Origin of the sequence: Caulobacter sp. (genome assembly GCF_039596335.1) — a bacterium.
Taxonomy (GTDB): domain Bacteria; phylum Pseudomonadota; class Alphaproteobacteria; order Caulobacterales; family Caulobacteraceae; genus Caulobacter.
On sequence record NZ_JBCNJZ010000007.1, the window covers coordinates 87,364 to 112,192 of the forward strand.

Sequence of the window (24,829 nt, forward strand, 5' to 3'; positions counted from 1 at the left end):
GTTAAGTCTCGCCGCGCCCATTGGCCGCGCGCCAAGCTTAAGCTTGTGAAATCCCGCGGGTTTTCAGGAAGCCCAACAGGGCGTCGGCGGCCGCTTCGGATGGGTCGGGCATGCCGCGCCCCATCTTGTCGAGGGCCGCGGACTGCTCCGCGGCCTGAGTCCGGCGAAGGTTCGGATCGTCCAGCAAACGCCCGATCTCGCGGGCCAACCCCTCACCCTCGCAAGCGTGCTGCAGCAGTTCCGGAGCCACGGCCTCGCCGGCGGCGATGTTGAACAACGTCACCCACTTCGGCTTCATCAGTCGGCGCATGATCGCGTAGGTGATCGCGCCGGTCTTGTAGCCCACCACCATCGGCGCGCCGGCCAGGGCCAGTTCGGTGGTGACGGTCCCGCTGCAGGCCAGGGCGACGTCGGCGGCGACGAAGGCGTCGTCCTTCAGGCCCTCATCCTCGATCACATGGGCGCGGAACGGCCAGCCAGCGACGCGCGCCTTCACCGCCTCGGCCACGGTGTAGGCCGCGGGCACGACGATGGTGAGTTCCGGCCGGTCGGCCTTCAGACGCTTCACGGCGCCCTCGAAGGCGGGCAGGACGCGCTCGATCTCTGACGGACGGCTGCCGGGCAGCACCAGCAGGATCGGCGCCTCCGCCGACACGCCGATCGCCGCGCGCAGTCGCGCCGGATCAGCGGCGTCGAAGCGCTTGGCCAGGGCCGAGTTGCCGACGAAGACGTTCTTCAGACCCACGGCGTCGAAATAGGCCTTGTCCATCGGCTGGATCGACAGCAGCAGGTCGACCGCCTTGGCCAACTTGCCGGCGCGCTGTTCGCTATGCGCCCAGACCTGGGGCGCGACGTACTTCACCAGGGCCAACTCTGGATCCAGCTTACGCAAGGCCTTGGCCAGGCGGATGGTGAAGCCCCAGCTATCGATCAGGACCGCCACGTCGGGCTTTTCCCGAGCCGCCAGGGCCACCGTGTCGTCCAAGCGCGCCCTGACCGTCGGATAGGCCTTCAAGCCCTCCCAGATGCCCAGGATCGACAGCTGGGCGATGTCGAAGGGGCTCTGCACCCCCTGCTCGGCCATCTTGACCCCGCCGACGCCGACGAAAGTCACCTCGTCACCTAGCCGGGCCCGCAGCGCCTTGGCAAGGCCGGCGCCCAGCGCGTCGCCGGACGCCTCGGCGGCCACCAGCATGACCTTGAGAGCCACTAGAGCCGCCCCTGCGGATCGACCCCCAGCACGAAGAGGCCCAGTTCGTCGGCGCAGGCGATCACCGCGTCGCGGTCGACAACCAGCAGGCGGCCAGTCTCACCGACCACACCGGCCAGGCCCGCACGAGCCGCGCGCTGGATGGTGGCGACGCCGATGGTGGGCAGGTCGACCTTGGTCTCCTGGATCGGTTTGGGCGCCTTGGCCAGCACGCCGCGCGGACGTTCGGCCACGCCACGGATCGCGGTCGGCAGCTGTTCGACCCGGCGCAGCATGGCGTCGGTGCCTTCCTGGGCCTCGACGGCCAGGACCAGGCCGTCGCAGACCACGGCGCCCTGCCCCACGTCCAGGCGGCCGATCTCGCGGGCCACTAGCAGAGCCTTGTCGATGTCGGCCATGTGGGCCTCGGTCGGCGACCACTTGCCCAGGCGGCCCTGAGGCAGGGTCATCTCGCCCATCACCTCGTGGGCGCCCTCGATGTCGAAGCCTTCCTTCTCGAACTCGTCCAGCACCCGGCGCAGCAGGGCGTCGTCGCCCTTGCGCGCGGCGACGATCAGGCCCGGCAGCACCTTCAGGCCTCGACCGTCGGGCATCAGGGTGGCGAAGTCGGGACGGCTGACATTGCCGGCGAAACAGACGACCTCGCAGCCCTCTTCCCGCAAGGTCTTGAACACCTTGCCGAACTCGCCCAGTCCGACCTCAAGGCCCGGATAGCGGGCCAGGGTCGGCTCGGCGAAACTCTTCAGGCGCATCACCGAAAAGGCGCGCCCAGCGGCCTCGCAGTGGGCCGCCAGTTCGACGGGCAGCGAACCGCCGCCGGCGATCAGGCCAAGCTTACGCATCACGGAAGACTAGACCTCGCGCTCGGGCAGGCAAAGCGGCCGATTGGCGTCGGCGCGGATGAAGTCGACGATCTCCATGACCTCCGGATTGCCGGCATGGATCTCGGCCACATCGTCCAGCCGCTCCTGGAAGGTGCCTTCGTCGGCGAACATCAGGCGATAGGCGGCGCGAAGGGCGTTGATCGTCTCGCGCGAGAAGCCCCGGCGCTTGAGACCGACCAGGTTCAGCCCTTCCAGGTGGGCGTGGTTGCCCCACACCGAACCGTACGGAATGACATCCTTGGTCACCGCGGCCAGGCCGCCGATGAAGCTGTAGCGGCCGATGCGCGAGAACTGGTGCGCGGCGGCCAGGCCGCCCATGAACACGTAGTCGCCGACGCTGACATGGCCGCCCAGGGTCGCGCCCTTGGCCATGACCACGAAGTCGCCCAGCTCGCAGTCGTGAGCCACGTGCGACCCCACCATGTAGAGGCCATCCGAACCGATCCGGGTCACGCCCTTCCCCGAGGCCGTGCCCGTATGCATGGTCACGTGCTCGCGAATGATGTTGCGCGGGCCGATCAAGAGCTCGGTGCGCTCACCCTTGTGGCCCAGGTGCTGCGGCGGGCCGCCGAGGTTGGCGAACGGGTGGACGACACAGTTCTCGCCAATCGTCGTCGCCCCCTCGATCACGACGTGCGACAGCAGGCGCACACCGGCTTCCAGCGTCACATCGGGACCGACGATGCTGAACGGACCGATCTCGACGTCCGAGGCGATCTTGGCGGCGGGATCGACGAGGGCGCTGGGGTGGATCGTCATGCCTTGGGCCCCGTCTCGACGACCATGGCGGCGAACTCGACCTCGGCGGCGACCTTGTCGCCCACCTTGGCCACGCCCTTGAACTTGAAGATCGTCGAGCGCGCACGCACGACCTCGACCTCCATGCGGATCACGTCGCCGGGGCGCACGGGATTGCGGAAGCGGGCGTTGTCCACCGACATGAAGAAGATGGTCTTGCCCTCGGTGTCGACCTCAAGGCTCTTGCTCATCAGCACCGCGCCGGTCTGGGCCAGGGCCTCGATGATCAGCACGCCCGGCATCACCGGATTGCCCGGGAAGTGGCCCTGGAAGAACGGCTCATTGACCGTCACGCACTTGATGCCGACGATCGACTTGTGCGGGTTGTAGTCCTCGGCCCGATCAACCAGCAGGAACGGGTAGCGGTGCGGGATACGCGCCAGGATCTCGGCGATATCGATGTTGGTCTGCACCGTTTGCTCGGCGTTCTCGCTCATGGTCCTAGTCCTTCGTCCCTCGGCCGCCCGCCTTGCGCGACAGCCATGCGGTCTCCCGCAGCCACCGCTTCAGCGGTCGCGCGGGGAAGCCCGTCCAAGTTTCACCGTTCGGCACGTCCTTGAACACCGAGGCGGCCGCCCCGACGCTCGCGCCCGAGCCGATCTTCAAATGGTCGGCCACGCCGGCCTTGCCGCCGAAAGCCACGCCGTCGCCGACGACCGTGCTGCCGGAAATCCCCGTATAGGCGGCCAGCACACAATTGCGCCCGATACGGACGTTGTGCGCGACATGCACGAGGTTGTCGATCTTGGTGTTCTCGCCAATCGTCGTGTCGGCGAACGCGCCACGGTCCACGCAGCTGTTGGCGCCGATCGTGACGTTGTCCTGGATCACCACCCGGCCGATTTGCGGCAGGTCGACCATCCCCTTCGGACCCGGGGCGGCGCCAAAGCCTGCCTCGCCCAGCACCGCGCCGGCGGAGATCGACACGCGATCACCAAGCAGGGCGAAGCCGATGACGACGTTGGGGCCGATCACACAGTCCCGCCCGATCAACACGCCCGGACCAATGACGGCGCCGGGACTGATCCGCGTGCCACGCCCGATCCGCGCGCCCTGCCCGATCGTCACGTTCGGCGACAGCAGCACGCCCTCTTCCAGCACCGCCTCGGGGTGCAGGGCGGGCGCGGACGGGTCGTGGCGGCGCGGGATCAGCAGCAGACCGACAGCGGCGGCCCAGGCGGCTTGCGGATGGCGGGTCAGCAGCGCGACGCAGCCCGGCGGTAGGGCGTCGGCATGTTCCTGACGCACGAAACACGCGCCGGCCTGGGTGGCGGCGGCGGCGTCCTTGCGCTTGGCGTCGGAGAAGAAGGTGATCGCGTCGGGGCCGGCGGTGTCGAGCGGCGCAGCGGTGGCGATCTGGAGATCAGCCGAAGCCGGCGCCGCCAATTCGGCGGCGCCGGCCCGGGCCAACTCGGAAAGCGATGCCGGACCCAGGCTGTCAAAGAAACGCGGGTCCGGCATGGTTCCTCACAGCGAATTCGTTCCCCTAGGTAAACCTAAAGGACTTGATTCGCTTACTTATTGGTCGGTTGCAGGGCGCCGGCGGCCGGGGCCTGGTCCAGACGTTCGCGGTCGAAGGTCAGGGTCTTGATGCGGGCGTCCAGAGCGGTGACGACGGCGTCGGTGATGTCCATCGACGGGTTGGCCAGCATGACCGACTCACGATCGATCAGCATGCCGCACTTCTGGGCCTGGTAGACCTGCTTGATCGGCGTATCCAGCTCTTGATAGACGCGCGCGAGCGCCTTTTGCTCGGTGGCCTCGACTTCGCGCTGACGCAGCTGGCCCTTACGCTGCCAGGCGTTGGCCTTCACTTGCAGAGCGCTGGCCTGTTGTTCCAGGACGTCCTGGGCCAGGGTGGCCTTCTTGGCGTCCAGGGCCTTGGCTTCGGTGTCCAGGGCGGTGCGCTCACCGGTCAGCTCGGCGTTGACCTGCTGGATGATCGTCTTCAGGCGCGTGTCGACGGCCTTGCCGACCAGAGAGCTGCCGACAGCGCGCTGGCTCGAAAAGATGCAGACGCCGGCGATGGCGGGACCGTGCGTGACGGCCGGACCAGCAGGCGCGGCGGCCGGAGCCGTCTGGGCCGAAGCGGCGGTCGCGAGAGCGAGGGCGACGACGCTGGAAGCGGCCGCAGACAGAAACTTAGACATGATTATTGGAACCTTGTGGAGGTGGAGAACCGGAACGTTTCGACTCGGTCGTAGCTTTCCTTGGCCAAAATACGGCTGATGTCGAAACGGATGGGGCCCATGGGGGACTTCCAGTCGATCGAGATACCGGCCGAGGCGCGCAGACCAAGGTTGTCCTTGATGTTCGGATCGAAGACGCCAGGCGACCTCTGACGATCCACATCATCCAGAAGACCGGCCGTACCCACGTCGCTGAACAGGGCGGCCTTGATGCCGTACTGCTCGGGCAGGAAGGTCGGGACGGTCAATTCGAAGGTGCTGATGGCGTAAAGCTTGGCGCCCATCGAGTTGTTCGTGCTCGAGATGTCGCGCGGACCAATACCGGCGATCTCGAAGCCGCGGAACGAGGTGCCGCCACGGTAGAAGCGGTCGTTGATGCGGACGTTGTCGCCGCCCCAGCCCTGGATGTAGCCGACCGAACCGGTCGCGCTGAACACCAGGTCCTTGGTGAAGCCGTAGTAGATGCCGGCGTCGGCCTCGGTCTTCAGATACTTCACGTCGCCGCCGATACCGGCCAGGTCCTGGTTCAGGTCGGCGAACCAGCCGCGGGTCGGGTTGATCGGGTCGTTCCGCTTATCGATGCGCAGGCCGTAGCCGATCATCGAGGTGATGTAGGCGCCGCGCTGCAGGCAGAGGATCTGCGAGACCGAACCGCTGGTGCAAAGGCTGTCGGCCACGCTCACGTCGTCCTGGCGGATCGTGTAGCGCAGGCTCATCGACGAGTTCTGGGTCAGCGGGAAGCCGAAGCGGATGTCGCCGCCGACCGACTTGGTGTCATAGGCCGCGAACTGCGAGAGGTCGTAGCGGAAGGTGTACAGGTTCAGGCCGCCGACCAGGTTGCGACCCAGGAAGCGCGGCTCGCTGAAGCCGAAGTCCAGTTGCTGACGCAGCGAGCCCATCGAGGCGCGGGCCCGCAGGTTCTGGCCACGGCCACGGAAGTTGCGCTCGGTGATGCCAACGTCCAGCACCAGCTTGTCGATCGAGCTGTAGCCGGCGCTGAACGACAGTTCGCCCGTCGGCTGCTCTTCCACCTTGACCCGCAGGCTGGTGCGGTCGGGCGCGCCGCCGGGAGTGTCCTCGATGTTGACTTCCTTGAAGAAGCCCAGGCGGCGGATGTTGTTCTTGGAACGGTCGACCAGCACGCGGTTGTAGGCGTCGCCCTCGGCCACTTCCAGCTCGCGACGCAGGACGTAGTCCAGCGTGCGGGTGTTGCCGACGATGTCGATGCGGTCGACGTAGACGCGCGGACCTTCACGGACCTGGAAGACGACGTCGACGGTCTTGGTCTCGCGGTTGGGCACATAGCGCGGACGCACATCCACGAAGGCGAAGCCGGCCGCGCCCGCCGCGAAGGTCAAGGCGTCGGTGGCCTGCTCGATACGCTCGTCTTCATACAGCTGACCGGCGCGGATCGGCAGGATCTGGGCCAGCAGGTTGCCGTCCAGCTTCTTCAGCTCGGTCTCGACAGTCACCTTGCCGAACTTGTACTTCGGGCCCTCTTCCAGGGTGTAGGTGACGGCGAAGCCGTTCTTGTCGGTCGCCAGTTCGGCCACCGAGGCGACGACGCGGAAGTCGAAGAAGCCGCGGTTGCGGTAGTGCTTGCGCAGCTGCTCGCGGTCGTACTCGATCCGGTCCGGGTCGTAATTGTCGTTGCTGGTCAGGAACTTGTACCAGTGACTTTCCTTGGTCACGACCACGTCGCGCAGGTCGTTGTCCGAGAACTCGCTGTTGCCCAGGAAGTTGATGCCCAGGACGCCGCTCTTGGGGCCTTCGGCGATTTCGAACACCAGGTCGACGCGCTTCTGCGGCAGCTCGACCACCTTGGGCGTCACGGTCGCCGAGATGCGGCCCGAACGACGGTACAGCTCGATGATGCGCTGAACATCGGCCTGCACCTTGGCGCGGGTGAAGATGCCGCGCGGACGGATCTGGACCTCGTCCTTCAGCTTGTCTTCCTTCAGGGACGAATTTCCCTCGAAGACCACCTGATTGATGATCGGATTTTCGACGACTTTCACGATCAGGTCGCCGCCCTGCATCTCGATCTTCACGTCGGCGAACAGGTCGGTGCGGGCCAGGGTCTTCAACGCCAGGTCGAGGCGCTGGGCGTCGACCGTGTCACCCGGCTGGATCGGCAGATAGGACAGCACCGTGCCCTGCTCGATGCGCTCGTTGCCCTGGACGACGATGCGCTGGACGACACCGGTCTGCGCCTGGGCGTAGGCCTGCTGCGGCGCCGTCAGAGCCGTCGAGCCGAGGAGTAGCGCCACGCCGGTGGCGAAGGCGGCGCTTTGGGCGCGTAGTTTGTGCATGTGACCAATCATGGACGGAGGACGGGCGTTCACGTGAAGAGCCCGCCGATGAATTTGAACACGTCGTAGCGGTTGAGGTCGTTCCACGCGGCGAACAGCATGAAACACAGGATGAAGGCAAGCCCCGCTCGGAAGCCGGCCGCCTGGACCTCGGCCCGCAAGGGCCGCTTGGCGATCGCTTCATAGGCGTACATCAGCAAGTGGCCGCCATCGAGAACCGGAATCGGCAGGAGGTTCATGAAGCCGATGCTGACCGACAGGCTGGCGATCAGCAGCATGGACGAGACGAACACCCGGAACACCATGGTGCCGACGTCCGGCGCGTTGTGGGCGCTGGCCTTGGTGACGGCGCCGGCCGTGTGGCCGATGCCGATCAGGCCGCTGACCTGGTCGGCCGGCAGCTGACCGGTGACGAGACGACCCAGGTAGAAGCCGATCGTCTTGATCATGCGCCACACTTCGACGGTGGCGTCGGGGATGGCCATCAGCACGGTCGAGCGCTTGAACTGGGTGACGCCCCCGTTCTCGATGCCCAGCATGCCGGTCTTCATGCGACCGCTGATCTTGTCGTTGACCTCGACCAGCCGGGGCGTCGCGGTCAGGTGCAGCTCCTGGCCGCCCCGCTGGACCGTGAAGTCGATCGGCATCCTGGCCCGCAGCGAAACGTAGCCCTGCAGGTCCTGGAAGCTGGTGATCTTGCGGCCGTCGGCCGCGGTGACTAGGTCGCCCTTCTGGAAGCCGGCCGCCTCGGCCACGCCGCCCGGCACGACGCCGCTGATCGTGGCCGCGCGCTGCGGCGTACCCATCATGACCATGAAGACGGCCATGATCAGAATCGCCAGGACGAAATTGGCGACCGGCCCGGCCACGGCGATGATCGCCCGCTGCCAGACTGGCTTGAAATGCAGATAGCGCGAGAGGGCCGCCTCCCCTTCCCGCTCGGCGATCGAGCGGCGCATGGCGTCCAGGTCGTTCTGGTCAGGCACGCTGGCGGCGTTCTCGTCGCCGGAGAAGCGGACATAGCCGCCCAGGGGGATCGAGGCGATCCGCCACTCGACCCCATGCTTGTCGCGCCACGAGATCAGCGCCGCGCCAAAGCCGATGGAGAAGCAGTCGATCGATACGCCGCAAGCGCGGGCCGCCCAATAGTGTCCCAGCTCGTGGACCGTCACCACGACGGACAGCACGAAGACCGTGGACAGGACGAAGATCAATACGTCGGTCATTTGGTGGCCGGGTCCCCCGGATCAGAGCCGGCGATGCTTTTGCGCGACAACCTCGGCCGCAATACGGCGAGCGCTGGCGTCGATCATCATCGCGTTCTCGACCGCATCACTTTGCGCGACGGCGAGGTTACCCAGACTGTTCATACGCTCGAGGGTCCCCGCCACCGCGGCGGCAATATCGAGAAAGCCAATGCGCCGGTCAAGGAAGGCCGCAACGGCGACCTCGTTGGCGGCGTTCATCGCCGTCGGCGCGCCGCCTTCCAGGCGCAGAGCTTCGCGCGCGACGTTCAGCAGCGGGAAGCGATCCAGGTCTGGCGATTCGAAGGTCAGCTGACCATAGGCGGCCAGATCCAGGCGCGCGGCCGGCCATTCCAGGCGATCGGGCCAGGCGAAGGCGCAGGAGATCGGACTGCGCATGTCCGGCGGGCCCAGCTGAGCCAGGGTCGAGCCGTCGGTGTACTCGACCAGGCTGTGGATCACCGACTGCGGATGGACTACGACGTCGATCTTGGCCTCTGGCGTGTCGAACAGATAGGACGCCTCGATCATCTCGAGGCCCTTGTTCATCATGGTCGCGGAATCGACCGAGATCTTGGCGCCCATCGACCAGTTGGGATGGGCGATGGCCTGCTCGGGCGTAGCGGCAGCCATGGCGACCTTGTCCCAGGTGCGGAACGGACCACCCGACGCGGTCAGGATCAGCCGCGCGACCCGGTGAGCGCAGTCGGGCTGCAGCACCTGGAAGATCGCCGAATGCTCGGAATCGACGGGAATCACCGAACCGCCGGCGGCCTTGGCGATGGCCAGCAGCGCCGGACCTGCGCAGACGAGGCTTTCTTTATTGGCCAAGGCGATGACCGCGCCCGTCTGAGCGGCGGCCACGGTCGGCGCCAGGCCGGCCGCGCCGACGATGGCCGACATCACCCAGTCGGCGCCCATGGCCGCGGCTTCAGTGACGGCGGCCGCGCCGGCAGCGGCGCGCACGCCGGTTCCGGCCAGGCCATCCTTCAGCGTGGCGAGCTTGGTCTCGTCCTCGATCACGGCCACGGCCGGGCGCCACTGGCGCGCCTGGGCGATCAGCCGCTCGACATTACGTCCGGCCGTCAGGGCCAGGATCTCGACCGGGACGCCGGATTCCTCGAAGAGGCTCAAGGTCGAAAGGCCGATCGATCCGGTCGAGCCTAGCACCACCACCTTACGCGGTAAGGTCAATGGGCCCATCCCCAGTGGTCGACCAGACGAATGGCGGCCACGACGATCACGGCGAACATCAAGCCGTCGACACGGTCCAGCAGGCCGCCATGGCCCGGGATGATGTCGCCGCTGTCCTTGACCCCGAAGCGGCGCTTCAGGATCGATTCCCACAGGTCACCGGCCATGGTCGCCAGGCCGCCCAGGAAGCCGACCAGAGCCGCGGCCGGCCAGACCAGACGCAGATTGGCCAGATGGGCCACGACGATCGCGCCCAGGGTGGCGGCGATCAGACCGCCGATGAAGCCCGACCAGGTCTTGTTGGGCGAGATCTGGGGCCACAGCTTGGGGCCCTTGAAGATGCTGCCGACCACATAGGCGAAGATGTCGGCGAACCAGGTGACCACGAACAGCAGCAGCGTCCACCACAGGCCGTCCGGCAGCGAGCGCAACCAGACCAGGGCGATGACCGCCGGCGCGATATAGACGACGCCATAGGCCGCGTCGGCCCGGCGATCGACCGCGCCCCGGGCGATCAGCCCCGCCAGGAAAGCCCCGGCCAGCACGACGGCCCAGGCGATGAAGAACTGATGCAGGAAGGCGGCGACCACGGCGACCGCACAGAAGACGCCGACCACGGCGCCGACGGCCCGATGAGCCTTGGGCGCGCTGATCTTGCCCCACTCCAGCGCCAGCAGCGCCGTGCAGACCAGAGCCAGGGCCAGGAACCAGAAGCCGCCCAGCCACACAGCGACCACGACGGTGGGTACGAGCACGGTGGCCGAGACCACACGCATCCGCAGATTGCCCCAGTTGAAGCGCTTAGCCGGCGACGGCGACGTCATCGGCCGCGATCCCTCCATAGCGTCGATCACGACGGCGATACTCGGCGATGGCCGCGGCCAGCGCCTCGGGGCCGTAGTCCGGCCACAGCACATCCTGGAAGATCAGTTCAGCGTAGGCGCATTCCCACAGCAGGAAGTTCGAGATCCGACGCTCGCCACTGGTGCGCACGATCAGGTCCGGCGCCGGAGCGGCGGCGGTCGACAGATAGCGCTCGAACGTCGCCTCGGTGAGGTCAGAAGGCTGGGCCTCGCCCCGCGCCACAGCCTCTGCAAAGGCGCGCGCGGCGTCGGTGATGTCGGCCTGGCCGCCATAGTTGAACGCCACCTGCAAGGTGAACTGGGTGTTCTGAGCGGTGCGCTGTTCGGCGCGCTCGATCACCTCGGCGATGTCGGCCGACAGACCGGTGCGGCGGCCGATGATGCGCACGCGCACCCCGGCCCGCGCGAGACGCTCGAGGTCCGATTCGACATAGGCCTTCAGCAGGCTCATCAGCTCGGACACTTCGTGCGCCGGCCGGCGCCAGTTCTCGGTCGAGAAACCGAAAACCGTCAGCACGCCGACGTTCTGGCTTTGAGCGCCCTCGACGGTGCGCTTCAGCGCGTTGACCCCGGCGCGATGGCCCAGGACGCGCGGCATCCCCCGCTGCTTAGCCCAGCGGCCGTTGCCATCCATGATAATGGCCACATGCAGCCGCGTCTCCGGCGCGTCGCCCCCAGCGCGCGCCGACACGTTCTGCAGGCCGGTGGTCAGCGGCATTCGCTTCAACCTTCCCTCGTCGTCTCCCCAAAACCCACCGGGAAGGCGATCAAACCTGCATGATCTCTTGTTCCTTGATTTTCAAGGCCTCGTCGATGCGCTTGATGGCTTCGTCGGTCATCTTCTGGACCTCCGTCTCCATCTTCTTCTGGTCGTCTTCGCTGATGACGCTGGCCTTCTCGGCCTTCTTGAGGTCGTCGTTGGCGTCGCGGCGAATGTTCCGCACCGCGACCTTCTGGGTCTCGGCGTACTTGCCGGCGATCTTCGAGAGGTCCTTGCGGCGCTCTTCGGTCAGCGGCGGGATCGGGATCCGCAGATTGTTGCCTTCGACGACCGGGTTCAGGCCCAGATCCGAACTGCGGATCGCCTTTTCGACCGCCGAAACGACGCCCTTGTCCCAGATGTTGACGTTGATCTGGCGCGGCTCAGGCACGCTGACCGAGGCGACCGTGTTCAGCTGCACCATCGAGCCATAGGCGTTGACCAGAATCTGGTCGAGCAGGTTCGAGGACGCGCGACCAGTGCGCAGACCGGCGAAGTCTTCCTTCAGCGACAGCACGGACTTTTCCATGCGGTCCTTGTATCCGGACAGGACGGGCTTTTCGGGAGCGGCCATGGGTCGGGCTCTCTTCTTTGGAGGTTAGGCGGCGCGGTCTTCGGCGACCACGGTGTGGGTCCCCTCGCCTCGCAGGACGTTCAGCAGGTTGCCGCGTCCCTTGATCGAGAAGACCACGATCGGAATATTGCTGTCGCGCATCAGCGCCACGGCCGAGGCGTCCATGACCCGCAGGTCCTTGGCCAGGACGTCCATATAGGTCAGGCGGTCGTAGCGCTCGGCCGACGGATCCTTCTTGGGGTCGGCGGTGTAGACGCCGTCGACGCTGGTGCCCTTGAACAGGGCGTCGCACTGCATCTCGGCGGCGCGCAGGGCCGCGGCGGTGTCGGTCGTGAAGAACGGGTTGCCGGTGCCGGCGGCGAAGATCACGACGCGGCCCTTCTCCAGGTGACGCTGGGCGCGGCGGCGGATGTAGGGCTCGCAGACCGTGGCCATCGGAATGGCCGACTGCACGCGGGTCTGGACACCGATACGCTCAAGCGCGTCCTGCATGGCCAAGGCGTTCATGACCGTGGCCAGCATGCCCATGTAGTCGGCGCTGGAGCGCTCCATGCCCTTGGCCGCGCCAGCCATGCCGCGGAAGATGTTGCCGCCGCCGATGACTAGGCACAGCTCGACGCCGGACTTGACGATCTCAGCGACGTCGTCGGCCACCGACTGCACCGTCTTGGTGTCGATGCCGTAGCCCGTGTCGCCCATCAGAACTTCGCCCGACACCTTCAGCAGGATGCGGCGGTACTTCGAAGGTGCGTTGGTATCGGACATGGACCGCTGTTCCTGAGTCGTCGGGACGCACATTACGGTGCGTTCTACAAAAGTGGGATGGGTTTTGCCAACCGGAGCGCGCCTTCTCGCGAAGCGCTGCCTGGCAGGCGCAAAAAGGGCGCGGCGCGCGTCTAAACGCGCCGCGCCCTGATTGTTTGTCAGGAGCTTATGAGAGCTCCCGACGGTCGCTTTAGGCTTGGCCGGTCATCGAGGCGACTTCGGCGGCGAAGTCGTCCTGCTTCTTCTCGACGCCTTCGCCCAGGGCCAGACGCGTGAAGCCCTTGATGGTGATCGGGGCGCCCAAGGTCTTGGCGGTCTCGGCGACCAGCTGCTCAACGGTCTGGTCCGGGTTCATGACGAAGGCTTGCTTCAGCAGCACGACTTCTTCCAGGAACTTGCGGATACGGCCTTCGATCATCTTTTCGACGACGGCGGCCGGCTTGCCCGATTCCAGAGCCTGCTCGGTGAACACGGCCTTTTCACGCTCGATGGCGGCCGGGTCCAGATCGTCCGGCGACAGCGACAGCGGAGCGGTCGCGGCCACGTGCATGGCAATCTTGCGGCCCAGGTCGCGCAGGGCGGCCTTGTCGCCGGTCGACTCGACGGCCACCAGCACGCCGATGCGGCCGAGGTCCGGCGCGGTGGCGTTGTGGATGTACGAGGCGACGACGCCGTTCTCGACCGTCCACTTGGCGGCGCGACGGACCATCATGTTCTCGCCGATCGTGGCGATCAGGTTGGTCAGGTGGTCCTGAACGCTTTCGCCGCCGGCCAGCTTGGCCGCCGTGATGGCGTCGACCGAACCGTCGGTGTCCAGAGCCGCGCCGGCGATCTGACGAGCAGCGCCCTGGAACAGGTCGTTGCGCGACACGAAGTCGGTTTCGGCGTTCACTTCGACGGCCGTGGCGGTTTCGCCCGCGCCTTGGTCGGCGGTGGCGACGGCCACCAGGCCTTCAGCGGCGGCGCGGTCAGCCTTCTTGGCGGCCTTGGACAGGCCCTTGGCGCGCAGCCAGTCGATGGACGCTTCGATGTCGCCGTTGTTTTCCGACAGCGCCTTCTTGCAGTCCATCATGCCGACGCCGGACTTTTCGCGCAGTTCCTTGACGAGGGCGGCGGTGATCTCAGCCATCGAAAATCTCCAGATTCAAACGGTTAGCGACCGGGCTTGATAGCCCGCCTAATCGATAAAGAGCGACCGGGCCTAGTAGCCCGGTCGCATGTCAGGGTCGCGACGGCTCCCGCGAGCGGCCCTAGGCCGCGCGGAAGCGCGCAGGGAAATCAGCCTTCGGCCGATTCCGGAGCAGCTTCGGCGGCCGGGGCTTCTTCAGCAGCGGCTTCCGGAGCCAGAGCGCGGGCCAGGGCCGGCTCGGTCGGGTTGACGGCGGCGCCCAGGTCGACGCCAGCGCCGGCTTGACCAGCGGCCAGGCCGTCGAGAACGGCGTCGGCGATCAGGTCGCAGTACAGCTGCAGCGCGCGAGCGGCGTCGTCGTTACCCGGGATCGGATAGGTGATACCGTCCGGATCGCAGTTGGTGTCGAGGATGGCGACGACCGGGATGTTCAGCTTGCGGGCTTCCAGGATCGCGATCGCTTCCTTGTTGGTGTCGATCACGAACATGATGTCGGGGATACCGCCCATGTCCTTGATGCCGCCCAGCGACAGCTCCAGCTTGTCGCGCTCGCGGGTCAGCTGCAGCAGTTCCTTCTTGGAACGGCCTTGGCCTTCACCCGACAGGACGCCTTCCAGCTCGCGCAGACGCGCGATCGAGCCCGAAACGGTGCGCCAGTTGGTCAGCGTGCCGCCGAGCCAACGGTGGTTCACGTAGTACTGGGCGCAGCGCTTGGCGGCCGTGGCGACCGGGTCGCTGGCCTGGCGCTTGGTGCCGACGAACAGCACGCGGCCACCGGCGGCGGCGACTTCACGGACCTTCACCAGGGCTTGGTGCAGCAGCGGGATCGACTGCGACAGGTCGATGATGTGGATGTTCGAGCGCGAACCGAAGATGTAGCGGTCCATCTTCGGGTTCCAGCGGTGCGTCTGGTGACCGAAGTGGGCGCCGGCTTCCAGGAGCTGACGCATGGAGAATTCGGGAAGAGCCATCGGGCCTTTATCCTTTTTCCGGTTGAACCTCCGTGGACACCCCCGCTCCAGACCATTCTGGAAGCAGGACCGGAACGGCGACGCCGGGATGTCTCCCCGGTGCAGCCGAACGTCCACGTGTGGAATGGCGGCGCAGATAGTCCCTTACGGGACCGATTGCAAGTCCTAGTCGCCGGAGAGGGGTTCGGCGCATTCGTTATGCACCACTGTGTCGGACACTGGATAATCCATGCACCGCGCCGAAGAGCACACAGCGCTAGCGGAAGCCTCAACCCTAGCCAAAGCGCGATCAGGCAGCGGCCCGCATTTACGCCCCTTCAGCGGCCTTGCGCTCAGGAGCTCCTCGCTCTCACGAAGCTGTCCCTAGGCGATCAGAACGACTTGCCGTCCACCTGCTGCGGCTTCAGGGCAAAGACGTCGACGCCGTCCAGGCAGCGGACATTGATCGCCACCATCTTCGCGCCGTTCGGCGCCGTGCCGCGGCCGAACGACTGGATGCCGCAGGTCTCGCAGAACAGATGCGAGATCTTGTGGCTGTTAAACTGGTAGGTCGTCAGCGCATCCTCGCCGCTCTTCAGATCGAAGGCGTCCGCCGGCGCGAAGGCCAGGATCGAGCCCAGCTTGCCGCAGCGCGAGCAATTGCAGCTGATGACCTCGTCCAACACGACCTCGACCGCGAAGCGCACGCGACCGCACTGGCAGCCGCCCTCATGCTGAGCCATCAGACCTCTCCCCTCATGTTGGAACAGCGACGAGCCGCTCCCTCACCTTCGCCGGCGACACCAATCCATCGAGTGCACGAATCCCTCACCGCCAAAGCAAGTAACATAGGAAAATATTCCTACACATCCTCTAAAAGCGCCACGCCCGGCGCCGTCTTCAGTGCGCCACGCAGGGCCGCATCCAGTGTGTAGCGGCCCGGCAGGCGCAGCTCGATCTCGCGGCCGCCGCCGATCGCGGCGACGAAGGTCACTTCCCCGCCCTTATGGCCCTGGGCGGGATCAAGGCGGCGCTTGAGCGCTTCGATCTCGGTGGCCGACGGCGACAGATGTACGCGCAGGCCGGCCACGACGTTTTCGATAGCCTTCTCGAGCGGCTCAGCGTCGTCACCGAAGAAGCGGACCTCGCCGTCACGGGCCTTGGCGCGGACCTTGATGACCACGGCCTTGCCTGGCTCCAGCACGTCGCGGCACTTGCGCAGGCTCTCGGGCGGGAACAGCACTTCATACTCGCCGGACGGGTCCGACAGCGAGACGAAGGCGAACTTCTCGCCGCTCTGCGAGGCGCGCTCCTGACGGCGGCGCACCACGCCGCACATGCGCAGGGCCTCCATCCCGGCCTCGGCCTGAGCCATGGCCTCGGTCACCATGGCCACGCGCTTGCGACGCAGCATGTTGACCACGTCTTCCAGCGGGTGGCCGGTCAGATAGAAGCCGACGGCCGACAGTTCCTCATCCAGCAGGTCGACCTGGTTCCAGTTCTCGGTCTTGGCCAGGCGCGGACGGCCCGCGCCGGGGTCCGAACCGAACAGACCGCCCTGCCCGCCCTGGCGGTCGGCGTGACAGCTCTGGGCATGGGCGATCAGCACGTCGGCCGAGGCCACGATCTGGGCGCGGTTCCTGTGGATCTGGTCGAAGGCCCCGGCCCGGGCCAGGTTTTCGATGGCGCGCTTGTTGACCTGCTTGGGGTCGATGCGCTCGACAAAGTCGAAGATATCGCGGAACGGCCCGCCCTCTTCGCGGATGGCGACCAAGTGCTTCATCGCCTCCAGGCCGACGTTCCGGATGGCGCCCAAAGCGTACAGCACCTCGCCGTTCTCGACCTCGAAGTCGGCGCCCGAGACATTGACGTCCGGCGCGCGCACGGTGATCTCGAACTTGCGGGCGTCCTGGTGGAAGACGGCCAGCTTGTCGGTGTTCGACAGATCGAGGCTCATCGAGGCGGCGAAGAACTCGACCGGCGTGTTCGCCTTCAGCCAGGCCGTCTGGTACGAAATGAAGGCGTAGGCGGCGGCGTGCGACTTGTTGAAGCCGTAGCCGGCGAACTTGGCCACCAGTTCGAAGATCGATCCCGACTGTTCCTCGGGGACGTTCTTTTCCTTGGCGCCGGAGACGAAACGGATCTTCTGGAGATCCATCTCCTCCTTCTTCTTCTTACCCATGGCGCGACGCAGAAGGTCGGCCTCGCCCAGGCTGTAGCCGGCCAGGATCTGGGCGATCTGCATCACCTGTTCCTGATAGACGATGACGCCGTAGGTTTCCTTCAACACCGTCTCTAGCGAGGGGTGCAGGGTGTCGACAGGCTTTCGGCCGAACTTACAGTCAACGAAGGTGTCGATGTTATCCATCGGGCCCGGGCGATAGAGCGAGATCAGCGCGGTGATCTCCTCGATCGAACCGCAGCGCATTTTGCGCAGCGTGTCGCGCATGCCCTGACTTTCGAGCTGGAACACGCCGACCGTCTGGCCGGAGGCGAGCAACTCGTAAGTGGTGGTGTCATCGAAAGGCAGCTTGCCCAGGTCGATGTCGAAGCCGCGCTTCTTCAGGTGCTTCACGGCGCGGTCTAGCACCGTCAGGGTCTTCAGGCCCAGGAAGTCGAACTTCACCAGGCCGGCGCTTTCGACCCACTTCATGTTGAACTGGGTGGCCGGCAGGTCCGAGCGCGGATCCTTGTAGAGCGGGGTCAGCTGGGTCAGCGGCCGGTCGCCGATCACCACGCCGGCGGCGTGGGTCGAAGCGTTACGGAACAGGCCTTCCAGCTGCAGGGCCACGTCCAGACAGGCCGAGACGTTGGCGTCTTCCTTCTTGGCCTGCTTGAGACGCGGCTCGAGATCGATGGCCTGGGCCAGGGTCACCGGCGCGGCCGGGTTGTTGGGCACCATCTTGCAGAGGCGGTCGACCAGGCCCAGCGGCAGCTGCATCACGCGGCCGACGTCGCGCAACACGGCGCGGGCCTGCAACGAACCGAAGGTGATGATCTGGGCCACGCGGTCGCGGCCGTACTTCTCTTGCACGTAGGAGATCACCTCTTCGCGTCGCTCCTGACAGAAGTCGACGTCGAAGTCGGGCATCGAAACCCGCTCAGGATTGAGGAAGCGTTCGAACAGCAGGCCAAAGCGCAGCGGATCCAGGTCGGTAATGGTCAGCACCCAGGCGACCAGCGAACCGGCGCCCGAACCCCGCCCCGGACCGACCGGAATCCCGTGGGTCTTGCCCCACTTGATGAAGTCGGAAACGATCAGGAAGTAGCCCGGGAACCCCATCTTCTCGATGATGCCGAGCTCGAACTCGAGGCGCTTTTCGTACTCCTCGAGCGTGGCTGACATGGTCAACCCCTCGAGACGCATCTTCAGGCCTTCCCTAGCCTGGTGGCGCAGTTCCTCGGCCTCGTTACGACCATCGCCGGTCGGGAAGCTGGGCAGAATGGGCGCGCGCTTGTGCACCATGAAGGCGCAGCGGCGGGCGATATCGAGAGTGTTGTCGCAGGCCTCCGGCAGGTCGGAGAACAGCTTGCGCATGTCGTCCTGCGACTTGAACCAGTGTTCGGGCGTGACGCGACGGCGCTCGTCCTGACCGACGAAAGAGCCGTCGGCGATGCACAGCAGCGCATCGTGCGCGTCGTAGAAGCCTTCCTTGACGAAGTAGACGTCGTTGGTGGCGACCAGCGGCACGTCGTGGTCATAGGCCCAATTGACCAGGCCCGGCTCAGCCGCCGCCTGCTTGGGCAGACCATGGCGCTGCAGCTCGACATAGAAGCGGTCGCCGAACACCCGCTGCATCTCGGCCAGGGCCGCAGAAGCCTCGGCGCTCTTGCCGGCGGCGAATAGGGCGTCGACCGGACCATCAGTCCCACCCGACAGCAGGATCAGGCCCTCGCTATATTCAGCGACCTTGGCCCAGGGCACCACGGGCTCGGGCAGTTCGGCGCTATCGAGATAAGCGATCGACGACAGTTCCGAGAGGTTCAGATAGCCCAGTTCGTTCTGGGCCAGCAGCATGATCGTCGGGGCACGGGCCCAGCGCTCGGTTGGGCCGCCGCCGATGCCCGTGATGGGAATGGCGCAGCCAATGATCGGCTGGACGCCCGCATCCTTGGCGTAGGACGAATATTCCAGGGCTCCGAACAGATTGGCGCGGTCGGCGATCCCGGCCGCGGGCATGCCGGCCGCAGCGGCCAACTTGCCGATCTGGTCGGCCTTGATGGCCCCTTCCAGCAGTGAATAGGCCGAACGGACCCGCAGGTGGACGAACCCTTGTCCTTCCGCGTCCGCCATGACCGATCCTCCGTTACGCCTGCCTACCAAGCAGGCCTTCTACATGATTCAGGCCACCAGCTGGGCGACCGTGCACATCATCCAGACGAAGCTGGCGACCGACACAAGGGCCAAAGACTCACGCGCGATACGGATCATCGGAACCTCCACAGATTTCTTGTTTTGTTCCATATTCCGCTTTTGTTCTGTTCACAAGATGTTCCGCGACGTTCCACCACATTTTCTTTCCGCGAGTCATTCGAAAGGCGCCCTATGGCCAAGCGGAGCGGATCGGTTCAGACCGTGCCCATGCGCCTGATCATCGACACCGACACCGCCGGCGACGACGTCTTCTCGTTGATGCTCGCCCTCACCCGCCCCGGCGTCACGGTGGAGGCGATCACCATCGCCCACGGCAATGTGGGCTTCGTCCAGCACGCCGAGAACGCCCTGGTCACGCTGGACCGCTGCGGCAAGGCCGGCCAGGTTCCGGTCTATCTGGGCGCCCAGGCGCCATTCAACCGCGCGCCGCTGGATGCGGCCTATGTGTTCGGCCACGACGGCATGAGCGATAGCGGCTTCGCCAAGACCGCCCAGCGCCCGTCCGACGGCCACGCGGCCGACGAGCTGGTGCGGCGGATCATGGACGCGCCGGGCGAGATCACCCTGATCGCCCAGGCCCCGCTGACCAACATCGCCCTGGCCTATCTGCGCGAGCCGCGCATCTCCAAGGCGCTGAAACACCTGTGGGTCATGGGCGGCACGGACAATGGTGTCGGCAACGTCACCCCGGCGGCCGAGTACAACTTCTATGTCGATCCCGAGGCGGCCAAGATCGTCGTCAACGCCGGCTTCAACCTGTCGATCGCCACCTGGACCCTGACCTTGCAGGACGGCCTGTGGAGTACGGCGCAGCTGGCCGAGCTGGAGGCGCTGGGCACCGACAAGGCCCGGTTCTTCACCGACGTGAACCGCGCCTCCCTCGCCTTCGCCCGCGAGACCGAGGGGCTGGACGGCAGCCTGCACCCCGACGCCCTGACCTGCGCCATCGCTCTGGACGAAAGCCTGATCCTGGAAGCCGAGGACTGCGTCGTCGATGTTGAGACGATGGGCGAGCTGACGCGCGGATACCTGTCGGTGTCGCACTCGATCCTGCCGGATATCGAGATCGCCGACCCGGCCTTGAAGCGCCGCCCGCCGAACGCCCGGGTGATCAAGGCGATCGACCAGGCAGGCTTCTTCGCGGCGATGAAGGCGGCGCTCGCCTAGAGCTTTTAGCCTCACATGGAATCATGTGAGGCGTCAAAAAAAGGCTCCAATTCAAACATTTAGAGCGTGGCAAGCGCCGAAACCGCTCACACTTTCGGCTGCCACGCTCTAGAAGGTCTGCGCTTCCAGGTGCCCGTCCTTCAGGGCCAGGACGCGGTCCATGTAGCGGGCCAGTTCCATGTTGTGCGTGGCGATCACCGCGGCCACGCCCTGGTCGCGGCAGATCTGGTACAGCGCCTGGAACACCGCCGAGGACGTCGCCGGGTCGAGGTTGCCGGTCGGCTCGTCGGCCAGCAGAAGCTTGGGACGATTGGCCAGGGCGCGAGCAATGGCTACGCGCTGCTGCTCGCCGCCCGACATCTGGGCGGGCTGGTGGTCGAGGCGATGACCCAGACCCAGGCCTTCCAGGAGCTCACGCGCGCGCGTGTCGGCTTCCTTGCGGCTCTTGCCCGAGATGGTTAGCGGCATCGCCACGTTCTCGAGCGCCGAGAACTCGGGCAGCAGGTGGTGGAACTGGTAGACGAAGCCCACCGTGCCCAGGCGGATGCGGGTGCGGATGCGCTCGGACAGCTTGGAGCAGTCGCGGCCTTCCAGGGCCACCAGGCCGCCGTCGGGACGTTCCAGCAGGCCCGCCGAGTGCAGCAGCGAGGACTTGCCCGAGCCCGAAGGCCCGATCAGACCGACGACCTCGCCGGGATAGACGTCGATGTCGACGCCGCGCAGCACCGGCAGCGGGCCGGCCTCGGTCTTGTAGACGCGCTCGACCCCACGCAGGGCCAGGATTGGGTTATTCATAACGAAGCGCCTCCACCGGATCGAGACGCGAGGCGCGCCAGGCGGGCGGCAGGGTCGCCAGGATGCTCATCAGGGCCGAGGCCCCGACGATGCCGGCGACCTCCGTCCAGTCGATCTTCGCCGGGATGTGCGAGAGCATGTAGACGTCGGCGCTGAACACAGCCGTGCCGGTCGCCCACTCCACGAAGTTCTGGATCGGGGTGATGTAGGTGCAGAACAGCGCGCCCAGGGCCAGGCCGCACAGGGTTCCGGCCACGCCGATCGAGGCGCCGGCCATCAGGAAGATGCGCAGGATGGACCCTTGCCCCGCCCCCATGGTGCGCAGGATGGCGATGTCCTTGCCCTTGTTCTTCACCAGCATGACCAGGCTGGAGATGATGTTCAGGGTGGCGATCGCGACGATGCAGAACAGGATCAGCCGCATCACCTTCCGCTCCACCTGGAGGGCGGTGAAGTAGCTGTGGTTCTTGTCCATCCAGTCGCTGACCAGCGAGCCGGGCCCCGCGGCGATCTCGACCGCACGCTTCAGCTCCTTGGCCTGGTCAGGGTCGTCCAGCTTGATCTCGACATAGTCGATGGAGGTGTCGCGGCCGAAGAACAACTGCGCCTGCTCCAGCGGCATGTAGACGAAGGCTTCGTCGAACTGGCTCATGCCGACGCTGAAGACGCCGCCGACGATGTAGTTCTTCTCGCGGGTCGAGGAGCCGAACGCGGTGGCCGGGCCCGAGGGCGAGATCAGGGTGATGGCGTCACCGACCTGTACGCCAACGCTCTGGGCCATACGCTCGCCGATCAGCACGATGTCGCCGCCGTACTCGCCCTGGCCGAAGCCGTCGATCGTGCCCTTCTTGATGTTCCCGGAGATCAACGACATGTGCTTGAGGTCAGACGTGCTGACGCCCCGCACAATGGCGCCGGTCACCTGCGTCGGGCCAATGACCATGGCTTGGGCCTCGACCATCGGTGCGGCCTGGATCACGCCAGGCGCGGCCCGGATGCGACGGATGATCGTGTCGCGGTCCGGGCCATTGATCAGCGGCGACTGGGCGTAGAGGTGGCCGTTGAAGCCGAGAATCCGGCCCAGCAGCTCGGCCCGGAAGCCGTTCATCACGCTCATCACGGTGATCAGGGCGAAGACCGCCAGGGTCACCGCGCAGAACGAGATGATCGAGATCAGCGCCACGCCGCCGTTCTTGCGCTTGGCGAACAGGTACCGGCGAGCGACAGAGCGCTCCCAGCGACTGAAGGGACCGGCGGCGCGGATGTCTGGCATCAGGCGTTCTTGCTCTTGGTCAGGCCGTCCAGCACCGACTCCAGCGAGGCGGTGTGACGTTCGCCGGTCTTGCGGTTCTTGATCTCGACCACGCCCTCGGCGATGCCCTTGGGGCCGACGATCAGCTGCCAGGGCAGGCCGATCAGGTCCATGGTCGCGAACTTGGCGCCGCCACGGGCGTCGGTGTCGTCGTACAGCACCTCACGGCCGGCGGCCTTGAGCGCGTTGTAGGCGGTCTCGCACGCTGCGTCACAGGCGGCGTCGCCCTGGCGCATGTTGACAATGCCGACATCGAACGGCGCGACGCCTTCCGGCCAGATGATGCCGCCCTCGTCATGGCTGGCCTCGATGATCGCACCCAGCAGACGCGAGACGCCGACTCCGTAGCTGCCCATCTGAACCGGGACCTGCTGGCCGTCGGGACCTTGGACCGTGGCCTTCATCGGCTCAGAATACTTCGTGCCGAACGAGAAGATGTGACCGACCTCGATGCCGCGGGCCGACAGGCGGTCGCCTTCCGGCAGCGCATTGAAGGCGGCGTCGTCGTGCATTTCCTCGGTCGCGGCGTACAGCGCCGTGCGCTGGTTCACGATCGGCTGCAGGTCGCCATTGATCCAGTCCAAATCGGGACCGGGGGCCGGCATCTCGACCAGATCCTTGTGGCAGAAGACGGCGCTTTCACCCGTCTCGGCCAGGACGATGAACTCGTGGCTCAGGTCGCCGCCGATCGGGCCGGTGTCGGCGCGCATCGGCACGGCCTTCAAGCCCATCCGTTCGAACAGGTTCAGATAGGCCACGAACATGCAGTTGTAGGACTTGCGCGCACCTTCGGCGTCGAGGTCGAAGCTGTAGGCGTCCTTCATGTAGAACTCGCGGCCGCGCATCACGCCAAAGCGCGGGCGGCGCTCGTCGCGGAACTTCCACTGAATGTTGTAGAGGTTCTTGGGCAGGTCCTTGTAGCTCTTGACCGAGGCGCGGAAGATGTCGGTGACGACCTCTTCGGCGGTCGGGCCAAACAGCAGCTCGCGCTTATGGCGGTCGGTGATGCGCAGCATCTCGTCGCCATAGTCGTCGTAGCGGCCGCTCTCGCGCCACAGGTCGGCCAGCTGGATGGTCGGCATCAGCAGCTCGATGGCGCCGGCGCGATCCATTTCCTCACGGACGATCTGCTCGACCTTGTTCAGCACGCGCAGGCCCAGTGGCAGCCAGGCATAGATGCCCGCCGCTTCCTGGCGGATCATGCCGGCGCGAAGCATCAGCTGGTGCGAGACGATCTGGGCGTCGGACGGTGCTTCCTTGAGCACCGGCAGGAAATAGCGCGACAAGCGCATGCGCGTCGAAACTCCGGGAATTCGAGAAGGGCCTGAGATAGCCCCTCCCCCGGCAGCTTGGCAACGCGCGAGGCCAAAGTATGGCTCCGCTAGCGAATAAAAAGAAAGGCCGCGCGGATCGCCGCGCGGCCTGTCAGTTCATCGTCGGGGAAGACGCCACAGAGCGAGACCGGCGAGGCCGATCTCCTGAAGTCACCTTACCCACCGAACGGGCGTTGGGCACGGTCATGCGACGGCAGCGCTGACATCGCACCCTTTCGCCCAACAGTTGGGCGAAAGCGGGCAAATCGCCCACGCTGCGCCCAAGGCTTGTGCAACTGCACGTCAGGCGGCAGCCGGCAGGTCGGGCAAGCGGATCAGGTGGAAGTGGAACGTGACGAACAGCAGCACGAACACGATGGCCGAAACCCAGGTCGTGGTGATGAACTTGCGCTTGAGATTCGGATTCATCGGCACGCCCGGATCCACGCCGGCTGGGGGGGTGACGCCGGCGTCGTAATAGCTGCGCGTGCCCAGCGGCAGGACGGCGAACAGCACTGTCCACCAGATGGTCATGTAGATGGCGAACCAGGTAATCGGGCTCATCAGTGAGCTTCCTTGGGCGTCTCCATGAGCTCGACCAGCAGGCCGCCCATGTCCTTGGGGTGTACAAAGATGATCATTGTGCCGTGGGCGCCGATGCGGGGCTCGCCCAGCACGGTCGCACCCTTGGCCACCAGATCGTCACGCACTTCGTAGATGTTCTCGACCTCGAAGCAAATGTGATGCTGGCCGCCTTTCGGGTTCTTGGCCAGGAAACCGTGGATCGGCGAGCTCTCGCCATAGGGCTCGATCAGCTCGATCTGGCTGTTGGGCAGGTTGACGAAACAGACCCAGACCCCCTGCTCCGGCATCGCCCACTTCTCGGTGACCGAGGTCGCGCCCAGCAGGTCGCGGTACATCTTCACCGAGTCGTCGATGGACGGCGTGGCGACGCCGACGTGGTTGAGTTTGCCGATCATGTCTTTCCTCCCGTT

Annotated in this window: 24 protein-coding genes and 1 pseudogene; 1 reads left to right on the top strand and 24 read right to left on the bottom strand. The window is 66.0% G+C overall.

Features of this window, described 5'->3' with window-relative positions:
* Positions 1–37 precede the first annotated feature (37 nt).
* The 18 genes from lpxB to sidA all read right to left on the bottom strand — a co-directional run bounded on the left by lpxB (position 38) and on the right by sidA (position 19,304).
* Positions 38–1,195: a lipid-A-disaccharide synthase gene (gene lpxB, locus ABDW31_RS15765; protein WP_184723896.1), complete on the bottom strand. Its 1,158-nt coding sequence runs from the start codon at positions 1,193–1,195 to the stop codon at positions 38–40.
* Positions 1,196–1,209: 14 nt separating this feature from the next.
* Positions 1,210–2,052: an LpxI family protein gene (locus ABDW31_RS15770; protein WP_184719398.1), complete on the bottom strand. Its 843-nt coding sequence runs from the start codon at positions 2,050–2,052 to the stop codon at positions 1,210–1,212.
* 9 nt (positions 2,053–2,061) lie between these two features.
* Entirely contained in the window at positions 2,062–2,853 is a 792-nt protein-coding gene (gene lpxA, locus ABDW31_RS15775; protein ID WP_184719396.1) for an acyl-ACP--UDP-N-acetylglucosamine O-acyltransferase, read from the bottom strand.
* Entirely contained in the window at positions 2,850–3,329 is a 480-nt protein-coding gene (gene fabZ, locus ABDW31_RS15780) for a 3-hydroxyacyl-ACP dehydratase FabZ (RefSeq protein ID WP_172271426.1), read from the bottom strand. The genes lpxA and fabZ overlap by 4 nt, the downstream gene beginning before the upstream one ends.
* Before the next feature lie 4 nt (positions 3,330–3,333).
* Positions 3,334–4,353, bottom strand: a complete 1,020-nt coding sequence (lpxD, locus tag ABDW31_RS15785) for a UDP-3-O-(3-hydroxymyristoyl)glucosamine N-acyltransferase (protein ID WP_184719395.1) — start codon at positions 4,351–4,353, stop codon at positions 3,334–3,336.
* 53 nt (positions 4,354–4,406) lie between these two features.
* The gene (locus ABDW31_RS15790; RefSeq protein ID WP_184719393.1) at positions 4,407–5,042 is read right to left on the bottom strand and encodes an OmpH family outer membrane protein; all 636 of its coding nucleotides are present in this window, start codon (positions 5,040–5,042) and stop codon (positions 4,407–4,409) included.
* 2 nt (positions 5,043–5,044) lie between these two features.
* Positions 5,045–7,405, bottom strand: a complete 2,361-nt coding sequence (bamA, locus tag ABDW31_RS15795) for an outer membrane protein assembly factor BamA (protein WP_184723894.1) — start codon at positions 7,403–7,405, stop codon at positions 5,045–5,047.
* Positions 7,406–7,422: 17 nt separating this feature from the next.
* A complete protein-coding gene (locus ABDW31_RS15800; RefSeq protein WP_184719391.1) occupies positions 7,423–8,619 on the bottom strand; it encodes an RIP metalloprotease in 1,197 nt (398 codons plus the stop codon).
* A 21-nt stretch (positions 8,620–8,640) separates the two neighbouring features.
* Positions 8,641–9,840, bottom strand: a complete 1,200-nt coding sequence (dxr, locus tag ABDW31_RS15805) for a 1-deoxy-D-xylulose-5-phosphate reductoisomerase (RefSeq protein WP_184719389.1) — start codon at positions 9,838–9,840, stop codon at positions 8,641–8,643.
* Positions 9,828–10,673 (bottom strand): phosphatidate cytidylyltransferase, encoded by an 846-nt coding sequence (locus ABDW31_RS15810; RefSeq protein ID WP_184723891.1) that lies wholly within the window; start codon positions 10,671–10,673, stop codon positions 9,828–9,830. The genes dxr and ABDW31_RS15810 overlap by 13 nt, the downstream gene beginning before the upstream one ends.
* Positions 10,633–11,412, bottom strand: a complete 780-nt coding sequence (gene uppS, locus ABDW31_RS15815; protein WP_184719387.1) for a polyprenyl diphosphate synthase — start codon at positions 11,410–11,412, stop codon at positions 10,633–10,635. The genes ABDW31_RS15810 and uppS overlap by 41 nt, the downstream gene beginning before the upstream one ends.
* A gap of 49 nt (positions 11,413–11,461) precedes the next feature.
* Positions 11,462–12,028 (bottom strand): ribosome recycling factor, encoded by a 567-nt coding sequence (gene frr, locus ABDW31_RS15820; protein WP_184719385.1) that lies wholly within the window; start codon positions 12,026–12,028, stop codon positions 11,462–11,464.
* 24 nt (positions 12,029–12,052) lie between these two features.
* A complete protein-coding gene (gene pyrH, locus ABDW31_RS15825; protein WP_184719383.1) occupies positions 12,053–12,793 on the bottom strand; it encodes a UMP kinase in 741 nt (246 codons plus the stop codon).
* A 190-nt stretch (positions 12,794–12,983) separates the two neighbouring features.
* Entirely contained in the window at positions 12,984–13,922 is a 939-nt protein-coding gene (gene tsf, locus ABDW31_RS15830; protein WP_184719381.1) for a translation elongation factor Ts, read from the bottom strand.
* A gap of 149 nt (positions 13,923–14,071) precedes the next feature.
* Entirely contained in the window at positions 14,072–14,893 is an 822-nt protein-coding gene (gene rpsB / locus ABDW31_RS15835; RefSeq protein WP_184719379.1) for a 30S ribosomal protein S2, read from the bottom strand.
* Positions 14,894–15,264: 371 nt separating this feature from the next.
* Entirely contained in the window at positions 15,265–15,615 is a 351-nt protein-coding gene (locus ABDW31_RS15840) for a GFA family protein (RefSeq protein ID WP_184719377.1), read from the bottom strand.
* A gap of 119 nt (positions 15,616–15,734) precedes the next feature.
* Positions 15,735–19,166, bottom strand: coding sequence for a DNA polymerase III subunit alpha (gene dnaE / locus ABDW31_RS15845; RefSeq protein WP_184719375.1), 3,432 nt, complete (start codon positions 19,164–19,166; stop codon positions 15,735–15,737).
* Positions 19,167–19,214: 48 nt separating this feature from the next.
* A complete protein-coding gene (gene sidA / locus ABDW31_RS15850; RefSeq protein WP_156136740.1) occupies positions 19,215–19,304 on the bottom strand; it encodes a cell division inhibitor SidA in 90 nt (29 codons plus the stop codon).
* A 150-nt stretch (positions 19,305–19,454) separates the two neighbouring features.
* Between sidA and ABDW31_RS15855 the strand changes: the two genes are divergently transcribed.
* Positions 19,455–20,414: a nucleoside hydrolase gene (locus ABDW31_RS15855; RefSeq protein WP_184723888.1), complete on the top strand. Its 960-nt coding sequence runs from the start codon at positions 19,455–19,457 to the stop codon at positions 20,412–20,414.
* A 108-nt stretch (positions 20,415–20,522) separates the two neighbouring features.
* Here ABDW31_RS15855 and ABDW31_RS15860 read toward each other — a convergent pair whose 3' ends face one another.
* The 6 genes and pseudogenes from ABDW31_RS15860 to mce form a co-directional block, all read right to left on the bottom strand.
* Complete coding sequence (locus ABDW31_RS15860; RefSeq protein WP_184719373.1) at positions 20,523–21,209, bottom strand: ABC transporter ATP-binding protein; 687 nt, start codon at positions 21,207–21,209, stop codon at positions 20,523–20,525.
* A complete protein-coding gene (locus tag ABDW31_RS15865) occupies positions 21,202–22,482 on the bottom strand; it encodes a lipoprotein-releasing ABC transporter permease subunit (RefSeq protein ID WP_184719371.1) in 1,281 nt (426 codons plus the stop codon). Before ABDW31_RS15865 ends, ABDW31_RS15860 begins: the two co-directional genes overlap by 8 nt.
* Positions 22,482–23,813 (bottom strand): proline--tRNA ligase, encoded by a 1,332-nt coding sequence (gene proS, locus ABDW31_RS15870; RefSeq protein ID WP_343699094.1) that lies wholly within the window; start codon positions 23,811–23,813, stop codon positions 22,482–22,484. The genes ABDW31_RS15865 and proS overlap by 1 nt, the downstream gene beginning before the upstream one ends.
* A gap of 8 nt (positions 23,814–23,821) precedes the next feature.
* Positions 23,822–24,033, bottom strand: a pseudogene (locus tag ABDW31_RS15875) (hypothetical protein); the annotation flags it as partial.
* 104 nt (positions 24,034–24,137) lie between these two features.
* On the bottom strand, positions 24,138–24,398 hold the full coding sequence (locus ABDW31_RS15880) for a DUF1467 family protein (RefSeq protein WP_184719367.1): 261 nt from the start codon (positions 24,396–24,398) through the stop codon (positions 24,138–24,140).
* Positions 24,398–24,814: a methylmalonyl-CoA epimerase gene (gene mce / locus ABDW31_RS15885; RefSeq protein WP_184719365.1), complete on the bottom strand. Its 417-nt coding sequence runs from the start codon at positions 24,812–24,814 to the stop codon at positions 24,398–24,400. Before mce ends, ABDW31_RS15880 begins: the two co-directional genes overlap by 1 nt.
* Between the last annotated feature and the right edge of the window lie 15 nt (positions 24,815–24,829).